This is a genomic window from Fretibacter rubidus (genome assembly GCF_041429785.1).
Taxonomy (GTDB): domain Bacteria; phylum Pseudomonadota; class Alphaproteobacteria; order Caulobacterales; family Maricaulaceae; genus Fretibacter; species Fretibacter rubidus.
On record NZ_CP163423.1, the window covers coordinates 1790657 to 1809520 of the forward strand.

The following is an 18864-nucleotide window of genomic DNA, read 5'->3' on the forward strand; positions in this document are numbered from 1 at the left end:
GACAAATGTTGTTAGAAAGCGGTGCCATAAATTCTAACACTGTTTGTCACATGACCCGTAATTAATTGCCCCTCATATCAAAGCCATTCCCAATACGGGTTCACTAATCGCTTTGGAGGGCGCCATGACAAACACATCTTATTCACTACGTAAAATTCTTTTCGGTAGCGCTTGCGCGTTATCGCTGATCACAGTTTTATCAACCCCAGCGTTAGCACAAGTCGCGCCAGATGCAGACGGCAGCGCCAACACCACCGCCGACTGCACAACGCGTAATGCTCCACTCTTTATCGATGGATTTTTTGTCTTTGCAGAAGCCAACGGCCTTCAATGTGGAGAAGGCGCTGATGCGAGCGGGCGCGGAGCAACAGCGATTGGCGTTGACGCGGTCGCGTCCAATGGGGCGAGCGTAGCTGTTGGTCTTAACAGCGTTGCTGACGGCACATCTGTTGCGATTGGTTCCAGCGCGCAAGCCTCGGACCTGAGCGTTGCAGTTGGTCTGAACACCGTCGCAGAAGATAGTGGCACAGCCATTGGGTTTCAATCGCGAGCCACAGGTCGCCAGAGTTTTGCAGCAGCAGGTGGTAATGCCAGCGGGGCAAATTCTATTCATATTGGCCCTACAGGTCTTGCCTCTGGCAATGCAGGGATCGCCTTAGGGCTCAATTCCCAAGCGGTAGGTGATTTCTCTATCGCCCAAGGGGCCAATGCGCGTGCCGCAGGGGCACGGTCAATTGCGATCGGAAATTCAGCCGCAGCGAGCGGTGATTTTTCTTTGGCGTTAGGCCTAAGTGCGCAGACAACATTGAGCAACCACATTCTTATCGGCAGCAATTTTGGCTCGGAGCGCCAAACCTATACGCTGCCAGGCCTCGTCCAGACACTATCGGACACCCGCCAAAGCGGCACAGAAGACCGTGTTGTCACCACCGATGAAAACGGCAACTTATCCTCTGTGTTGGTGTCAACACTCGGCATGGGCGGCGGCTCTGGGGCTTGCGAAGAAGACGCTACAAATTCCGCTAGCGTTTCTTGCGGCAGCGGAACAACGCTTTCGGGCGGCGGGACATTTGTGGTTGGTAATAATGCATCAGCGACCGGCACGGGCGCAATTGCGCTTGGCGTCAATGCAGATGCCACAAATGCAGGCTCAACCGCACTCGGCAATGGATCACAAGCGGGCGGCTTTGCATCAACGGCGATTGGCGGCGGCGACGCGTCCAATAATTCAGCCATCAGTATTGGCCTACAATCTGAAGCGGGCGGAAATTTTGCGACCGCAATGGGACGCGAATCTGATGCCTCTGGCCAGACATCACTGGCCCTTGGGTATCGCACGGAAGCCAGCGGCGCAGAATCCGTGGCGCTTGGCCCCAATAGTCTCGCGTCCGCTAATTTCGCAGTCGCCCTACAGGGCACAGCCAGCGCCTTAAACGCAATCGCGATTGGCGGCACGGCGGGTTTTACAGGCTCTATCGCCATTGGCGGAAACACCACGCGGGACAATCAAATTGTCTTGGGTGACGGCGGCAATACTGTAACAATTGCAGGTCTAAACACAGCGGCGTCAACCAGTGCCCAAACAGGCACAGAGCGTTTTGTGGTCACATCAGACGCCAATGGTAATTTGGCGCAAGTGCTGACCAGCACATTGGGCGGCGGTAGCGGGTTATGTGACACAGGCGCGGGCGCAAATTCTGTACGCTGCGGAACATCGGGTAATGCAGGCCTAGAGGCCGTTGTTATTGGCAATAACGCGTCGTCAGGTCGGTTCGGGGCGCGTTCCGTTATCCTAGGCACGGGCGCATCAACGGCTGGCGAGGATTCGGTCGCTATGGGTAATGGTGCCACGACGAATGGTCGCCACAGCATGGCTTTGGGAACATCGGCCGAAGCCTTTTTAGATAATGCCATCGCCATTGGTCATAATTCTGTCGCGCGCTTTAATGGCGGCATTGCTCTGGGGTCTGGCGCGCAGTCGCTGGGCTCAGGCACACTAGCGCTTGGCGTTGGGGCCGTCACGGGTAACCGCGCCACAGATGCCATTGCGCTCGGCTCTGGCACAAATGCAGGCTTTGCGGGCAGTGTCGCCATCGGTAGCGGCGCGACAACCCTGCGCAATAGCCACTTTGCTTTTGGCAATAACGCTTCGACTTATACATTGACGGGGCTGTCCAGTGTTAGTTCAACCAACGCGCAGACGGGCACTGACACATTTGTCGTAACCTCTGATGAAAATGGCAATCTCGCGACCGTTGATATTGGCTCTATCGGCTCTGGCGGGGGTGTGACCCAAGCGACATTTGACGCGCTGTCTACAACAGTGACAGGCCTGAATACAGACCTCGGCGCGCTATCAGGCGTGGTCACAGGATTGGGCGGCACAGTCGCGGCGCTGGGCACATCAGTAACGGGTCTGGATAATACTGTCTCTGGCCTTAATACAACAGTGACGGGCTTGGGCACGACTGTGTCTGGCTTATCGACAACGGTTACAGGGCTGTCGGGTGATGTGACAACGCTGAATAATAATTACACCACGCTCATAGGTGATTTTGGCACGCTGTCCACAACGGTTACAGGGCTGGGCAATAGTTTCACAACGCTTTCCAATAATTTCACGACACTATCTGGTGATGTCGTCACCCTTGACACGCGGCTTACCAGCTTTGGCACAGACCTTGGCACGCTAACGACCACAGTGAACGGTTTTGGCGGCAGCATCACAAATCTGACCACGAATATTGGCACGCTGGGTGATCGCCTCACAATCCTCGAGGCCGCAGGCGGTGCCGGCGGCGGCGGGGCGAGCAACACGCAAATCGCGTCCCTGCAAACGCAAATCACGGCCAATGGCGATAGCCTCACAACGCTTTCTGGTACGGTCACAGGGAATGGTTCTGCGATTTCCATTTTGCAAGGCGATTTAGGCACATTGCAAGGCACCGTCTCTGGTAACGGTACAGCCATCACGGCGCTGCAAGGGTCTGTGGGCGGACAATCCACACAGATCGCTGGGCTTGATGCGCGTATCTCTACGATTGAAAACGGCGCGCCGGGTGGCGGGGCCAGTATCGCGCAGATTAATAATCTCCAAGGCCAAGTCACCTCAAATGACACCGATATCGCTGCCCTCCAAGGCGATGTCGGGGCCTTAGGGAGCCAAGTCAGTGGCCTATCGGGGCAGGTCTCTGGCTTGGCGGGACAAATATCGGGCTTGTCCGGGCAAGTGGCGTCTAACGGCTCTGCGATTGCAGCCTTGCAGAGCAGTGGTGGGGGCACACAGGTCGCGACCAATACGACAAATATTGCGACAAATACCGCGAATATCGCGGGTAATAGCGCGCTGATTGCGGGTAACACTGAATTGATTGCCACCAACACGGCCAATATTGCGGGCAATACAACGCGTATCACGACGCTAGAAAGCACATCTGTCGATCATGAAAACCGTATCACGGCCAATGAGACACAAATTGCGACAAATGTCACCGCGATTGCCGACAACACAGAAGCCAATGCCCGCCAAGACGCGACCCTTATTGAATATGACGGCCGTATCAGCACCGTCGAAGCTGGCGTGGGTCAAAACGCGCAAGACATATTGGATAATTCTCGCCGTATTGACGAGTTTTCTCAACAAATTGAAAGTTTCGGAGCTGCGATTGCAACCAACGCCGTTGATATCGGACAAAACACAGCGGGCATTGCGGTTGCCATGTCAATGGCGGGTGGCACCACATTATCTCCCGATGCACGCGTTGGTTTTGGCGCAAACTGGGGCACATTTGGCGGAGAACACGGGGCGTCATTCACCATGGCGGCCCGGGTCACGCCAAAACTCCAAGTTAATGCAGGTCTCGGGTTTTCGGACAAGTCGGGCACAACCGGCGGACGTGCAGGTCTCTGGTATGAATGGTAGGTGGCATAAAAGCTGACAGATTCTACGAGCCTAGTCTAAAATATTCATCGGGGCCGAGGACACATAACGACATGCGGCATCTATGCAGGTGAATTTAACGAGATGAAGAACGCCTTCGTTCTATAAGAAAGTATTGGGCTCCAAGAGAGCCCAATACTATTTTGATCTGATGTCCGCAATTGGAATGGACTTCCTTTTCGAAGCGCCCGAAATCGAGCCAATTACAACACATCGCAAATCTTACCAGCGGCCGCTTTTGGGCGTTTTAAGCCTCTCGACTAAGGTCTACTTTACGCCCAAGCACGTCGTCAGCAGGATTATTTCTAAGGTCCGCAATGTCGCCTGAGCTGCCCTCAATGAAAGTCTCGACTTGGGAATAGCTTATTCGCTTGCTGCCTCGGGTGACGTGCGCCGCCGCCGGCGTTGTAATAACCTGAGATATTGCGTTTAGACGAGGCCGCGCGGTCTTTGGCAGGTGATAGTCGACTGCCGGGGGAACGCTGCCCTTTTTGTTTAGCCTCGCGGCTCGCCTCTTTGGCGGGGACCGGGCGGCGGGCTTCGTCGGCATTGTCGAAGGTGGGGTCCAAGCGGTCCCCTGCGCTGCCCGCATCACCGAGGGTATCGAGCAGATAGGATAAATCCGTAATTTGATTGGCGATAACGTGGGTGACGATGCCTTCGCGTTGGAGTTTGCCGCGTATTTTCAGCAGCCGTCCGGCCATCACGGCTTTGCGTTTCTTCTCAAACATCGACGGCCAGACGACGATATTGGAGACGCCCGTGCCGTCTTCGAGCGTCAGGAAAATCACGCCGCTGGCTGTGCCGGGGCGTTGGCGGGTGATGACCAGGCCGCAGACCTCGACCCGCCGTCCGTCAACGGTGTCCCGCAGATATTTGGACGGCAGAACACGGCCAATATCATCTTGTAGCAAAGTCACGGGATGTTCGCGCAGGGTCAGGCGGGTGCCGATATAATCCTCGAACACCTCTTCGCGCAGATCCATGACGGGAAGGCTGACATCGCCCATGGGAAGCCCCTCACCTAGGTTTTCGAACAGCGGCAACGGCTTTTCTCCGCCGAGCCCCTTCACAGCCCAGAGCGCGTCACGGCGGTTTAAGTCATGGGACGCGAAGGCGTCGGCTTGCGCCAGCTTTGACAGCGCCGCGCGGTCCAATCCCGCCTTACGCCACACGGCATCGATTGAGCGGTAGCCATTCCCCCGCGCCGCCGAGAGCCAATGCCCGTCCTCCTCGCGAAAGCCTTTAATCTGGCGAAAGCCCAGCCGCACGGCAAGCCGCCCATTCCCCGCAGGTTCCAGCACATTATCCCAATAGCTATGCTCGGCGCAGATGGGGCGAATATCCACGCCATGTTCGCGCGCATCGCGGACGATCTGCGCGGGCGCGTAAAACCCCATGGGCTGTGAGTTGAGCAGCGCGCAACAAAACACTTCGGGATGATGGCATTTCAGCCAGCTGGACACATAAACCAGCAGCGCGAAACTAGCGGCGTGGGATTCCGGAAATCCGTAGCCTGAAAAGCCCTCCAGTTGCCTAAACACGGCGCAGGCAAAATCTTCGTCATAGCCATTATCGATACAGCCCAAGATGAACTGGTCTTTGAATTTCTGGATTGTGCCCGGCCCGCGCGCTGTGCCAAGGGCGCGGCGGAGTTGATCGGCCTCGGACGGCGTGAAGCCGGCAGCGACGGAGGCGATTTGCATGGCCTGTTCTTGGAACAGCGGTATGCCCAGCGTTTTGCCGAGCACGGGTTTTAGCGCCTCCGATGGATAGACCACCGGCTCCTCACCGCGCCGCCTTTTGATGAACGGATGCACCATATCGCCTTGAATGGGGCCGGGGCGGATGACGGCGACCTCAATCACCAAATCATAAAATGTGCGCGGACGCATACGCGGCAGGAAGTTCATCTGCGCGCGGCTCTCGACTTGGAACACACCGAGCGTGTCGGCGATGCAGAGCATGTCGTAAACCGCCGGGTCTTCTTGGGGGATAGTCGCGATCGTATAACGCTCCCCCTTCCAATCGCCGAGCAGGTGGAAGGCTTTGCGAATACAGGTCAGCATACCAAGCGCCAGCACATCGATTTTCAACATGCCGATTTTATCAATGTCGTCCTTGTCCCATTCAATAATTGTCCGATCCGCCATGGCCGCATTTTCAACGGGGCACATCTCGTCCAGCCGCCCTGCCGTGATGACAAAGCCGCCGACATGTTGTGAGAGGTGACGCGGAAAGCCGATGATTTCATGAGTGAGTTCGAGGGTTTGACGCAGACGTGGATCGGCGGCGTCGAGCCCCGCCGCCTTAACGCGGTCATCGCCGACGCCTTTGCTGCTCGTCCCCCAGACTTGGGAGGACAGCGCGGCAACGGCGTCCTCGGACAGGCCCATGGCTTTGCCGACTTCGCGGATGGCGGCGCGGCTTCGGAAATGGATGACGGTGGAGCATATCCCGGCGCGGTGACGGCCATACTTATTGTAGATATGCTGGATGACTTCTTCGCGGCGCTCATGCTCAAAATCGACATCAATATCCGGCGGCTCCCCGCGCACCTCTGAGATGAAGCGTTCAAACACCATGGAGATGGTCTCGGGCGAGGCCTCAGTAATCCCGAGCGCGTAGCAGACCACGGAATTGGCCGCGCTGCCCCTACCCTGACAGAGGATATTCTGACTGCGGGCAAAGGCGACAATGTCGTAAACGGTCAGGAAATAGCGCGCATAATTGAGCTGCGCGATCAGGTTCAGCTCTTTTTCCACCATAGCCCGAACGCGCGGCGTGAGGCCGTCGGGATAGCGCCAGTTTAGCCCCTCTTCGGTCAGGCGGCGGAGGCGCGTATCGGCGTTTTCGCCGTCTGTGACCTCATCAGGATATTCATATTGCAGCTCGTCTAGGGAGAACTGACAGCGCTCCACGATGACCTGCGTATTGGCGAGCGCTTCGGGATAGCCTTGAAACAGACGCCGCATTTCAAATTCGGATTTCAAGCGGGCCTCAGAATTGGGCTGCGCGATACGGCCCAGCTGATCGATCTTCACTTTTTCGCGGATGCACGACAGCACATCGGCCAAACGCCTCCGCCGCCCCGTATGCATGATGACATGACCCATGGCGACAAGCGGGATATCCATGTCGCGCGCTTGTCGCGCGCGCTCCGCAAAGCGGTCCTTATCCTCGCCATCGTAAAGCGGCTTGAGGGCCAGAAAGACATTATCCGTGAATGACGCTTTCAAGGCGGGCGCATGACGCGCTCCTTCGACCACAACGAAAACGCACTCACCGCCCCATTCCACCACATCGTCAATCGTCAGAACGCATTGCCCCTTAGCCGCCCGCCGTTTGCCGAGCGTCAGGAGGCGACAAAGATGGCCATAGCCTTTGCGCGTTTTCGGATAGGCCACAATCTCTGTGCCATCCGTCAGCATAAGTCGTACAGCCACCAGATAAGTCAGCCCCGCCTCTTTGGCCGCCGCATGGCCGCGCACAATGCCTGCAAATGTATTGGTATCGGCAATCGCGATGGCCGACAGGCCCAGCTCTGCGGCGCGCCCAATGAGCTCATCCGCGTGAGATGCGCCTTTGAGAAAGGTAAAATTGGAGAGGCAGTTTAGCTCGGCATAACTCATGACATATCCATTAAGGAAACCGCCCCGCAATATACCAATTCGGCTCGCCCGATCCGGGATAGGTCATCAGCCAGAGACGCGGGCCGTCTTCGGTCTGCACCTGCCAATAATCGCGCGTCGCGGCGCGCTCATCCTGCCACCACTGCGCGGTCAGGCGCTCCGGCCCCTTGGCGCTTTGGGTGGCAAAAACAGACTTACGCCATTGAAACCGTTTGGGCGGGCGACCGGGTTCCAGCGTGACGAGGCGCTCCGGCCGCTTGAACAGACGCACGGGGCGCTTGCGCGGCGCGACCGCCCAGCAAACCGGCTCACGCCGATCCATAGCCTCAACGCAGATAAATTCACGTTCCGGCAAATGGCTTTGCACGGGCATGAATTGGCGCACGCGGTCAAAGCCGAGACGATTGCCCAGTGTCGAGATGATTTTGGAGGTGTTGTCTTCGGCCTGTTTGTGGCTATCGAGACTGATCTGAAACGGCTGTATCGGTTCAATATGCGCGGCTTCCAGGCGGAACCAATCCGCGCCAAATTCAATTTTAAGGCCGTCTAATGGCCGCTCAAATTGCTGAAGGATAGCCGCGCGGACATAGGTCGGACGGGCAAAGCCGATTTGCAAAATGTGGTCCCCTGTATCAACGCAGCGCACGGTTAGCGCAAAGCGCCGCGCGCCCTTGGCATCATTTTCAAGACGCCCAGAGACCGAGGCAATCAGACGCTCCAAAACACTGAGCAAATCATCTTTCAGCCCAATCGGATCGGGCAAGGTCATGCGCGCGGCGTAAATCGGATCCGCCGCTTTGGGCGAGACGGGGTCAGGCACATGTCCGAGCGTGGCTGACAAAGCCTTGGTCAAATCAAGCCCAAAGCGGCGCGCCAGCTCTGCGGATTTTATCTCCGAGAGCTGCCCGATTGTTTTGAGGCCTGTGCGCCACAGCTGCGTTGCAGTCTTGGGCGGGAGCCGCAGCCCTTCGAGCGGGAGCGCTGCAAGCGCCGTGCCAGTCTGACCCGCATTCGCGATCTCAATACTGCCGCCTTTGAACCGTGCTAGCGCCCACGCGGCGCCTTTGGTATCCGCAACGCCTATGCGCGAAGTTACATTCATATCGGATAGGCGCGCCCGCGCGTGATCGGCCATAGCCCGCTCTCCGCCAAATAAATGCGCGCAGCCCGTGATGTCGAGGAACAATCCATCGGGCGGGTCAAGCGCGACCCAAGGCGACAGGCTATCGGCCCAGCGCCACAGCGCGCGCAGAAGCGCCGCCTCTCGGACGCGGTCAGACGGCTCGGTGAGCAGCTGCGGACAAATGGCGCGCGCATCGGGCAGCGAAAGGCCGGGCGATAATCCTGCCGCCTGCGCGGCCTCGGACAGATGGGTCAGCCGCCACGCATTTTTGATCTCGGATATAATCGCAAAGGGCGCGCTGACACGCGGATCGCCTTTGCGCACCCGCAGATCAAGCGGCAGTTGCGGCAGCCAGATGGATAACACCCGCCTCATACGCGCCTCCGCTTCTATCGCTGCTTGTCCAGCTTACACGCCACGCGCCAAGCTCGCCGCGGCGGTTTTTCATGAGCGACCAGACCCAAGAATTCTCGCCGCTCTTATTGGCCGCGCAGTGCCAGCGCGTCTCGCAGGCAGAGGTGTGAGCGCGGCCATGGATCAGGACCAGCCCGACCCCGCCGCCCTCTTGCGCCGCGATTTGCAGCCGTCGCGACTCACGCAAATTCGGCCCGGCTGAGAGCTCGACCACCACGCATTGCGCACAAGTTGCGCGTAGCGCCTGCTCTGCTGCCCAGAGGACTTCGCTACGGCTGATCCCTTCAGTCAAAATCACGCGCGCAGGGTCGATGTAATCTTGCAAAGCCGTCGGCGCGAGCGAGCCAATATCGCGCGCCAAACCAATCCAGATGATCGGCCCCATAAGGCGTGACGCTGTCAAAATGGCAAACATATCCGCGCTATCGCCCATGACCTCATGCACCCGCCCCTTGGCGAGCTGCACAGGCCCGGACAAGCACACGCTCTCTCTGGCCTGCAACTGTAGGGACGCAAGCGTCCCTATATCACGGCGATTTATGATTTCAGCGACTGACATAATGTTCCTATTTTGTTCTAATACAAAACAGAGAGTCAAGTGAAAAGGAATTTAGTCCTAAATTGAGATGTGGATGAAATCTTGGCTGGCGGCTGTTTTGCGCAATTTTACGCTTGGCCCCACACGGCTCCAGCCTAAATTAGCCTAATCTGTAAAAAACCGGCCAAGCTTTATCCCGTTGTATTCATTGCGTTTAATTTTCGGGTGCCAAATGGTACAAAGTAAAACAAATAGACAATAAAAACACGCGCTTACCCTACCTGACACCAGGCAAATGGTGTGTCATTATTCTTCTCTCACTTACCGAGCTTCATTATTTAGTCAATTACCTATTGACCCCTGCATTCGGATGCGTGCGACCCATATGTCGCAACTTAATTTAGGTCAGCCAAAACCTCTATTTTCACGGATAAGCAATACGACAATTAGCAAAAATAGCCCTCCGAAAACCATCATCAGGATGAACTCTCTCATCTTAACGAATGGCGGCTGCATGGCCTTCGCGAAACGACGACCCTCCACAGGATCAGCAACGGCCATCACCATTAGGCTGTCAGGATGATAAGGCTGATCAGGGTCCGCCTCGTGCGCCTTCTTGAGCAGTTAAGAAGTTCTTCTTTCGTAAGATTATCCAGTTCAGACATTGGTACCCTCAACAGAAAAGTTGTCAGGATAGTGCTGCCTCGCTTGAGATATTTTCTGATTTCAGAAAAAATTTATCTCTCCAACACCACAGAGCAACACGAAATTATGGTCTTCTCAGGCTTTCTACTGCTCACCCTCTACCTCACTCATTTCTGCCTCCACCTGCGCCCATGCGATGAGGGCAAATAGGCCCGTGCCGCCGATCACGTTGCCAAGTAGGGTCGGCAGGAGGTTCCCTATTATCAAATCAGGGAGTCGAGAAAAATCAGAGAACCCTATAAAGAAAAGCTCAACTGAGCCCGCAATGACATGCGTAAAATCACCTAGAGCAATCAGATAAGTCATAAAAACGATAACCCAGAACTCTGAGCCTTTGGAGCTTGGAAGCATCCAAACAAGCGCGGCGATTAAAAAACCAGCGGGAATACCGCGCGCAAGGCTGTCGCCTGCGCTTATCTCTGCGATGTGATTGGCCAGCGATTGAATGGCAATTTTCGTATCTGCATCAATAATTGGCAAATAAAACAGGGCCGCTGCTATTATCAAAGCACCAATCATATTGCCCGAAAAGCAAACACCCCAAAGGCGCAGCATTTTAACCAATGTCGCGCTGTCTTTGTTTTTCAAAACAGGCAGGACAGGCGTGATTGTGTTTTCTGTAAATAATTGAAGGCGACATAAAATCACAATGACAAAGCCGCTCGTGTAACCTAGGTTTTCAATCAGGTGCCGATGTGGCGCATCGGGTAAGTGAGCCCGTAAGGCTCCTTCTACAATGACAGAAAAAGCAATCGCTATACCTGCCGCAATTGATGACCATAAAATCGACTGATTGGGCCGCGCTAGCTCATTAAAGCCTTCTTGTGAAATCGCGTGATACACGCCGAGCGAATCGAGGTGATCTTCACCGCCATGCGTCTGTTGGCTCTTATTATGGCTCATATAATTATCCGTTGAGTGGGTGCGCCGATGAATAGCGTTAAACGAAACACGCCGACACATGAAATTCTAACGCCGAGAGGTCAAAATCGTTCCCAGCGTAGAGCTGTCGCGCTAAAAGTCTTTTTTGTAACTCAAGGATAAGGACTGCTCGTTATCGGCTTGAAGTTTAGACCGTAGTGATAAATTGCGGCGAAGTTCCCAGTCAATCACAGCACCAGCGGTGGACGCGTCAACACCAGAGAAAACTTGTAAATAAACATTGCGGGTGAGATAGCGTCCACCTGTGATTTGCGCGGTACCGTCATCGGCAATGTTCACACTGAGCTGTCCGACACCCAAAGAATCGCGTAGGCCGCCTAGCAGGTCAAACCCAACACCATTGCCAGAGAATTGCGCAATCGCGCCTGCTAATTGCGCGGCTTCTAGTGTTGAAAGCTCTGTCGCAGAGCGTCCAAATAGCAGGGCTGAGAGGATTTCATCATCGGGCCGTTCTGGTGTGCTTGATAGCTCTATGTTCGGGTCTTCCAATGTCCCGCTTATAACAACGGACGCGGTTAAATTGGCCGTATCAGCGGTCGCTTCCAATGACAATTTGGCCGTTGAGACAGGGCCATTAAACTCCACTGACCCCGCATCAAATTGAAGCTCTTTGCCCGCGATTTTGAAACTGCCGCGTTCGACCTCTGCGGTGCCGTTAATGAGGGGATCAGAGAGCGTTCCGGTAATGACGGCATTGGCGGATAACTCGACATCCAGGCCTTTGCTGCGCACAAATATTCGGCGGGGCGCGCTTACTGTTACGTCGAGATTAATGGGCAGCGCAGGCTGCGTATCAAAGCTTGTGTTTGACTTTAACCGCTCTGGAACATTGATTTCCTTAACCGGAATTTCGATGACACTGACGCCTTGCGACGCAACAAATTGTTTGATCTCTGCCTCACCAATTTTTACATTGCCCGAAACCAAGGCTTTATCAGCCAAGCTCTCGTAGCTGACATCGCCGCTGACGCGGGCCGTCAAGTCGCGCCGATCAAGGATATGAAAGCGTTGCGACGTCACAGTAAGTTTCCCAAGCGGGCGGCCAAACTCCCCCAAAGTAAATTCGCCAGCCCCCGTGGCGACACCGTCCCGCGTGTCGGTAAAATAAACGTCAGAAACCGACAGGCTGTCATTGGTGAAATTCGCCAAGAAACGCCCCTGTCGGATTTGCGTGCCTGCTTGCGGGGCTTCGAAAGACAGAGCAGAGCCGGACGCCCGCCCGTTGACTTGCGGCGCAGATAAAGTCCCACCAACACTGACTGACATGTCCAAATTTCCGTTTAAATCTGCATTAGGCGGGGTAACCAACCCTAAGACAGTTTCCGCAGGGCCCGAAGCGCGAAGCTCACCAGACAGCGGCGCCGTCATAGCAGGACGCAGAGCAGTCAAGCTATCCCCCGTCACAAAAGGCACGCGAATGTCACCTTCAATATCAAAACCAGATGGCGAACTCCCGTCAATCGTTAGATTGGCTTGGGATGCATTGAACTGTGCCTGAGTGTTGATATTCAAGCCTGTTTGCGCGTCCACCCCAAAACCCCGCCAATCGGCGATGGTAAAATTCATAGACCCTGTTGGCACGCCTGATTGCGCGGTGATGCTACCATCAACCGACCAACGCCCCCGCGAATCTGCCAAATCACCTGGAAGGGGAAACAAACTCATGGGTAAATTGCTTGCGTCTATTGATACCGTCTCAAGGCCCGCGTCTGTACGCGTGTAGCTAACAGAGAACGGCTCGCCTATGACTTGCAGGGGCATGTTAAGCGCCACAGTGCCGCTGTCATATGAAGCGGTAACGGGGCTCGCATGGGTAAACGTGATGTTACCGTAACGCCCTTCCGGCGATAGCGAGGCCGTGATTGCACCCGCATCACCACGCGCAAGAGACAGCGGTGTGTTAAGCGCAATTGGCCGTGCGAGTGAGTCGACCAAGCGCCGACCTTCTAATGTGATATCGCCTGACAGCGCTGATAAGCTTCCGCTAGCTTGGGCTGTCAGGCTATCTATTTCAAAATCAGCATAGGCAATATTTTTAGCGTTAGCATTCAGAGCCACCCCCTGCTCGCCAGTCTCGCGCGCGTTCAATATCAATGACGCTTCGCCGTACCCCATCTCGCTTCGCGGTAAATCAAGCGATAGTCGACCGTCTAGCAACCCTGTTGCAAAGCGGGTCATATCTCCCTTTAGTGATAAAGGCCCGAGTGACGCATCCAGATCAGCGGCTTGGTAAGCCCCGTTATCCAAGACAACATCTGTGCTTAAGGCCAACGGCCCGTAATCTGTTTCTGCCGTAAGCTGAACGGCCCCAGTAGGACTGGACAACAGCGTGTCAAAATCGGCTTTGACTGTCACGTCGCGAACGTCATAACCTGCCGCTGTTATCATCGGTGCAGTGCCTTGTATGCGGATATTTGGATTATCACGCGGGCCAGAAATTTTGGCGCTGAGTTCAGTGGGTTGCGCCGCAGTGACCGTATCAAATGATAAGGGCACTAGCGTTGTGGCCTCTACATCAACCGCGTAACGGTCCGTAATGACCCCCTCTGCGGCCAGACGCATGGCCTTGGTTGAAACGCCCGCTTCGATGATTTTTATACCGCCCTCAATAGGCGACATTTTCGTTTGAAAACGCAAGCGTTCCCCAACCAAGCCGCCTAATGGTTCTGCGAAAGCTTCTTTTGGGACAAACTGACCCGTCGTCGATAGTGCGGGTGTAGATGCGCGCGCTTTCTCAAGACGATAATCAGCAGAGATTAAACCACTGGGGATTTGACCCGTGGCTAAGGTTGGGACAGCGAGTGATCCCGAAAGACTGTACTGCGCCGCATCTACAGTCGCAGTGCCTTTTGTTGTTATGTTCAGCGGACCTGAGCGAAGACGCGCCGCCCGCAACGTCAATCTTTGCAGAGCCGCATCATAATCACCCGATGCCGATAGGGACGCGGTATCCGCGAGTGCAATGGGGGCTTGAAGCGTTAAAGCTACGCCTTGGCCGTTGATATTAACATCAAAGGCCCCATCAGCAGAGGCGGTTATCGGGCCTGAGAACTGCGCTATGCGGCCGTAAGGAGTTATCGCGTTCTTTAAATTCATCCGCCCATCAAAGCTCAAAGCTGTGCGTTGAACCTGCCCCGATACGGATAATCCACCCGCGCTATAACCTTCTGGCAAGACGCCCAAAGCGTTTGGATTATCAATGGCTGCGTCTATCTGTACAGTTTCCGGCAGACTATTATCGGTACCAAGCTCACCCTCGGCCCTTAGATTTAAATGCTCTGCGGTGATATCAGCGGTGAATACTGACTTTCTTGCGTCTCGCTGTAACGTCGCAGAAGCGGTTAACTCGACACCGAACATCTCGCTCAAATTGGATGTGTCTGGCCATGCGCTCATATCTGCCGCGGCGTTTAATATAGCTTGGGCCGGGGTCCAGCTTAGAGCGATGTCGGCTACTTTTCTTTCGCCAAAGCGCAGGGTTGCTGTGCCCTCACCGCTCTCTTGCGTGCCGTCCACGCGACCTTTCGCGGACATATTTTGGTTCGATGGCGCGTAGCTTATGTTGGCTAGCGGACCGCCCGCTGGGGCAAAAATATCAAAATCACCTGTGATGTCCCCGCTCTCATTTTGCATGATATCGAGCGTAAGTCGGTCACCGTCGCTATCTGTGCGCAACAGCGAAAGTTGCGCCGTTTTCTGATTGTCTGTCAAACGCGCCGCACCGTTAATTTCAAAGATTGCCGCCTGCCCGAGGACAGTTGGGTCGAGTTTCACTGCCTCTATCTTAAATGCGTCCAAGGTAACTTTGGGCAACGCCCCCTCGCCCCCTTCGGTCTCACGCAAAACGGGACGACGGTCTATAGCAACAGTGGCAATATCAATGTCTTCAAATTTCAAATGCTTAGACAAAAGGGCCATAGGCGACCATTTTACCGCAATGTTATCTGCGCGCATCCAAACCCCTGATGCATCTTTGATAGACACAGAATCGATTGTAAACGCGCCCAAAGGGTCACCTGACAAGCCGTCAATCTCGACCCCGTCTATTGGGCCCAGCACGCGGCCCTCAACTTGATTTTCTATGAAACGGTGGCCTGATGATGTTGTGATAAACACACGAAATCCGACGATAAGCATCAGGGCGATGATTATAATAAGGCTAAGGGCCATTAGGGCTTTCGTGACCCAGCTGCGTTTGGATGTCTCTGTGCTCATATCAGCAGTCATTAAAACGCCTGCCCGATAGAGATATAAATCTGCACGGCGTTATCACCGTCGCGTTTGTTAATCGGGATAGCGATATCGGCGCGTAGTGGCGCGAAGCTAGTGTAATAGCGCACACCAACGCCGGCACCGTAGCGAATGTCGGTAAAGTCCGGCACATCAGCCCGTGTAACGCTACCTGCATCGACAAAACCGACGAAGCCTAAAGCCCCGTTTCCGCGGTAGCGCAGCTCTGCACTGCCTTCTAGGACGGACCGTCCGCCAATGATTTCGCCCTCTGCATCGCGGGGTGAAATGGACTGAAAGCCAAACCCACGGACAGAGCCACCGCCGCCTGCGTAATACCGCCGATTAAGCGGGACAGAGGCTTGGCTCGCGCCAAAAATAGTCCCTGCCTTTAACCGTCCTGCGGCAACCAATCGGTCACCCATACGCTGATAATGGCTAAGGCTTGCCTCGGCCGTTGTGAAAAATCCGTCCGCTTTGCCAAAGTTATACGTCGGGGTCACATCAAGTTCTGCGTGAACGCCTTTCACGGGATTAAAGAGGTTATTGCGGGAGTCGTAACTTGCGCGCAAAATTCCATCAACGAGGTAGCTTGTGACGTCTTGACCGTCATCCTCAAACCGTGATGCTTCGAGGGAGAGACCGCCCGCGACTTTCAAAAAAGGCGCGAATTTTTGCGTTAGGACAGCATTGACAGACGCCCGCTCTCCATCAAAGGCATCGGTGTTTTCACTTGCGACTGATAGACCTAAATCAAGCTCTCGATCAACGCGCCAGGCAAAGGGAATATTATAGGCGACACCAGCACTAATCTCATTCGTTTTAGCTGTGCCCAGCAACCGCAATGTTTGCGCATAGCCAATAAAATTGCGACGCTCATAGACCAAATCAATACCGCTGCCTTCGGTCGTGGAATAGCCAAGCTCCCCGCGCACAGTGTTAATCGCGCCCTGCTCTACATTGAGCATCACGTTGCGCGTCACAGTCCCGTCCACATTGGGTACAACGTCATCGGACAGTGTGGCCGTTGCCCCGTCAAATACGCCAGTGCCGATGACCCGCGCGGCCAAGCGGTTCATCTGCCTATCGTCGAAAACCTCTCCTGCTTCAAAGGGAGCAATCATGGTCGGCCAGCCTTTGGCAAGAGAGGCTGTTCCTGTTTGAACGATATCGCCAAAGCGAGTTTTTACGCCGGTGCTTATGTTATATTTTACAGATAGCGTTTGGTTATCATAATCAACAACGGCGTCACGCGGGAGCGCCCGGGCCGAGGGGTAGCCTTTTGCACGGAGCAAATTTATCATTCGGATTTCTGCGGCAACAACTTTTGCTGCCACGCCAGGCGCACCGTCGGGCAGATTGATAACGGATTGCACCTCTGTTGCGATGTCGGGTGGGCCGTCGGGATAATTGATTGATACATCGGTAAAGCTAAAACGGCTATTGGGTATGATGGTCAAGATGACCTCTGGGGCCGCGCGACTGCTTTCTTTATTGGTCGCTACAGCTTCCTCCACCCGTGCTGTAATTTCCGCCGCGTAATAGCCCTGTGAGCGCATGACAGAGCGCGCTTGTTCAGCGGCCCCCTTTGCACGGCGACGGGCTTGGGCTAGCGAGCGCGGCGGGGTTTCGACTGTGCCTAATACGGCCAGAACGAGGTCTCGAACCTCTGGGGTCATATCACCTTTAATCGTGGCCAAAGGCTCCTGCGCCCATGCAGTTGCGCCCCATGCGGTCACAAGCGCAAGGGCGTAGATAAGCCGTCTGAATGGTGTAAAAAACTGATACATAATTATCGTGTAAAGCCTAAAGACCAGAGCGTCTCGGTAACCACTCTTGGGCCTTCTAACGTAGCAATGCCAATTCAATTAGCAGTGGAAAATGATCTGACCCAGAAGCATCCAACCGTTTCATCTTTTTCAAGGCAAAATGCTTTGAGTGAAAAAGGTGATCGAGTGGCCAGCGCACGAGCGGGTTTTTAGCGTTATAACTGTTATATAATCCCCGTCCGCGGCGGGGGTCGAGAAGGCCGCTTACCCGCAGAAACTGCCGCGTTGTCGACGACCAGCCCACATCATTTAAGTCACCCGTAACAATGACAGGGGATAAATGATGACCCGCCTCATTGGCAACAAACAAAAGCTCTTTGTCAAGATCCGCCGTATCATCCTCTGGACGGGGTGGACGGGGATGGACGCCGTAAAAACGCAAAGGCTCATGCTCCCCAACATCCAAATCAAGTGTTAGCGAGGGTATATGATCTTGCACCAAATAGCGTTCTTGCATGTTTAAAATTGGGAACTTTGAATAAAACAACATGCCATTGTAGTCTTCGAGCGGCAGGCAGTGACTGTAAGGGTAATCCGCCGCGATCGGTTCTAAGGCCTTACTCCAATCGCTATTTGTTTCGACAAGAAATACGATATCCGGATTGTGGGTCTGAACTTTCTTTATCATAGCGTCGTAATTGTCATTATCCATCAGCACATTGCCGATCAACATAGAGACGGCCTTATGCGGCTCACCTTGTTTGATTGACCGAACATGTTTGCGCGCTAGTGGTGTGAAGGGATAAATGTCGTAAAGACAAATAGCTGACGAGAACACAAGTGCCGCAAGGGCCACCTTATGCCCTAGGCTATCAAGCCCCAGCCAAACAATCAAAATGATCGTAGAAACCGTTATCATCACCAACATTTGCAAGCGCGCATAGGTCCAAGCCCGCAGCCAGTAGGTTTGCTCGCGAACGAGTGGAATTAGCGTGCCGATAACAAGGCCCGCCGTCCAAATATAGAAAATGATAGTCGTCCAGTTCATAAGGGTTCCCGACACAAAAATAGCCGCCCACTGGAGCGGCTATAACATGGTGTAGCATAGGCTCTAGTCTATGTCTGTGTCCACATCTTCATCATTGTCAGGTGAGTCGACTGTCGGACGTTCGATATTCAGCGTCGGAACCGTAATTGTCTCCGTTGTGCTGCCCGTTTCAACGTCGACGGGGACTTCGACCTCAATTGTCCGTGTTTCAGTCTCTACGCCCATCGTTGGGACTTCAACCTCGACTTCTTCTTGTGTGACACTTACGTCAGCGACATCAACGTCAAAAGCGGGCATTTGACCCTTTTCGACACTAACGTTGACATCAGGCAGTCGCGCTTCTTGCGTTTGGTCAACATCGACAAGATATAGACCAGCAGCGGCGATACCTGCGATAAGAACGGCGCCCAGCGCAAAGCCGGCGATTTTCTTACCGCTACCGCTTTCATTTTCGTCATTGCCATGACGACGTCCGTGGCGATTATAGGGGTCATTTGGGTTATGATTTGTCATTGTAACTTCC

General features: G+C 54.6%; 9 protein-coding genes. 1 reads left to right on the top strand and 8 read right to left on the bottom strand.

Annotated elements, in window-relative coordinates; all coding sequences use genetic code 11:
* Positions 1-124: 124 nt before the first annotated feature.
* Positions 125-3922: a beta strand repeat-containing protein gene (locus tag AB6B37_RS08435; RefSeq protein ID WP_371395322.1), complete on the top strand. Its 3798-nt coding sequence runs from the start codon at positions 125-127 to the stop codon at positions 3920-3922.
* Between the two features lie 353 nt (positions 3923-4275).
* Here the strand turns inward: AB6B37_RS08435 and AB6B37_RS08440 are convergent, their stop codons facing one another.
* From AB6B37_RS08440 to AB6B37_RS08475, 8 genes are all read right to left on the bottom strand, one after another.
* Positions 4276-7572: an error-prone DNA polymerase gene (locus AB6B37_RS08440; RefSeq protein ID WP_371395323.1), complete on the bottom strand. Its 3297-nt coding sequence runs from the start codon at positions 7570-7572 to the stop codon at positions 4276-4278.
* A 10-nt stretch (positions 7573-7582) separates the two neighbouring features.
* Positions 7583-9070, bottom strand: a complete 1488-nt coding sequence (locus tag AB6B37_RS08445) for a DNA polymerase Y family protein (RefSeq protein ID WP_371395324.1) — start codon at positions 9068-9070, stop codon at positions 7583-7585.
* Positions 9027-9668 carry an ImuA family protein gene (locus tag AB6B37_RS08450; protein WP_371395325.1) on the bottom strand — a complete coding sequence of 214 codons (642 nt, stop codon included), beginning with the start codon at positions 9666-9668 and terminating at the stop codon, positions 9027-9029. Before AB6B37_RS08450 ends, AB6B37_RS08445 begins: the two co-directional genes overlap by 44 nt.
* Positions 9669-10436: 768 nt before the next feature.
* Positions 10437-11255, bottom strand: coding sequence for a formate/nitrite transporter family protein (locus AB6B37_RS08455; RefSeq protein ID WP_371395326.1), 819 nt, complete (start codon positions 11253-11255; stop codon positions 10437-10439).
* Positions 11256-11366: 111 nt separating this feature from the next.
* Complete coding sequence (locus AB6B37_RS08460; RefSeq protein ID WP_371395327.1) at positions 11367-15521, bottom strand: translocation/assembly module TamB domain-containing protein; 4155 nt, start codon at positions 15519-15521, stop codon at positions 11367-11369.
* Complete coding sequence (locus tag AB6B37_RS08465; RefSeq protein ID WP_371395328.1) at positions 15521-17314, bottom strand: autotransporter assembly complex family protein; 1794 nt, start codon at positions 17312-17314, stop codon at positions 15521-15523. The genes AB6B37_RS08460 and AB6B37_RS08465 overlap by 1 nt, the downstream gene beginning before the upstream one ends.
* A gap of 55 nt (positions 17315-17369) precedes the next feature.
* Positions 17370-18356, bottom strand: coding sequence for an endonuclease/exonuclease/phosphatase family protein (locus AB6B37_RS08470; protein WP_371395329.1), 987 nt, complete (start codon positions 18354-18356; stop codon positions 17370-17372).
* A gap of 48 nt (positions 18357-18404) precedes the next feature.
* Positions 18405-18854: a hypothetical protein gene (locus AB6B37_RS08475; protein WP_371395330.1), complete on the bottom strand. Its 450-nt coding sequence runs from the start codon at positions 18852-18854 to the stop codon at positions 18405-18407.
* Positions 18855-18864: the final 10 nt, after the last annotated feature.

Bases quoted from the DNA above. Each gene is read 5' to 3' on its own strand.
- AB6B37_RS08435 (WP_371395322.1), top strand. From the start codon at position 125: ATGACAAACACATCTTATTCACTACGTAAAATTCTTTTCGGTAGCGCT.
- AB6B37_RS08440 (WP_371395323.1), bottom strand. From the start codon at position 7,572: ATGAGTTATGCCGAGCTAAACTGCCTCTCCAATTTTACCTTTCTCAAA.
- AB6B37_RS08445 (WP_371395324.1), bottom strand. From the start codon at position 9,070: ATGAGGCGGGTGTTATCCATCTGGCTGCCGCAACTGCCGCTTGATCTG.
- AB6B37_RS08450 (WP_371395325.1), bottom strand. From the start codon at position 9,668: ATGTCAGTCGCTGAAATCATAAATCGCCGTGATATAGGGACGCTTGCG.
- AB6B37_RS08455 (WP_371395326.1), bottom strand. From the start codon at position 11,255: ATGAGCCATAATAAGAGCCAACAGACGCATGGCGGTGAAGATCACCTC.
- AB6B37_RS08460 (WP_371395327.1), bottom strand. From the start codon at position 15,521: ATGACTGCTGATATGAGCACAGAGACATCCAAACGCAGCTGGGTCACG.
- AB6B37_RS08465 (WP_371395328.1), bottom strand. From the start codon at position 17,314: ATGTATCAGTTTTTTACACCATTCAGACGGCTTATCTACGCCCTTGCG.
- AB6B37_RS08475 (WP_371395330.1), bottom strand. From the start codon at position 18,854: ATGACAAATCATAACCCAAATGACCCCTATAATCGCCACGGACGTCGT.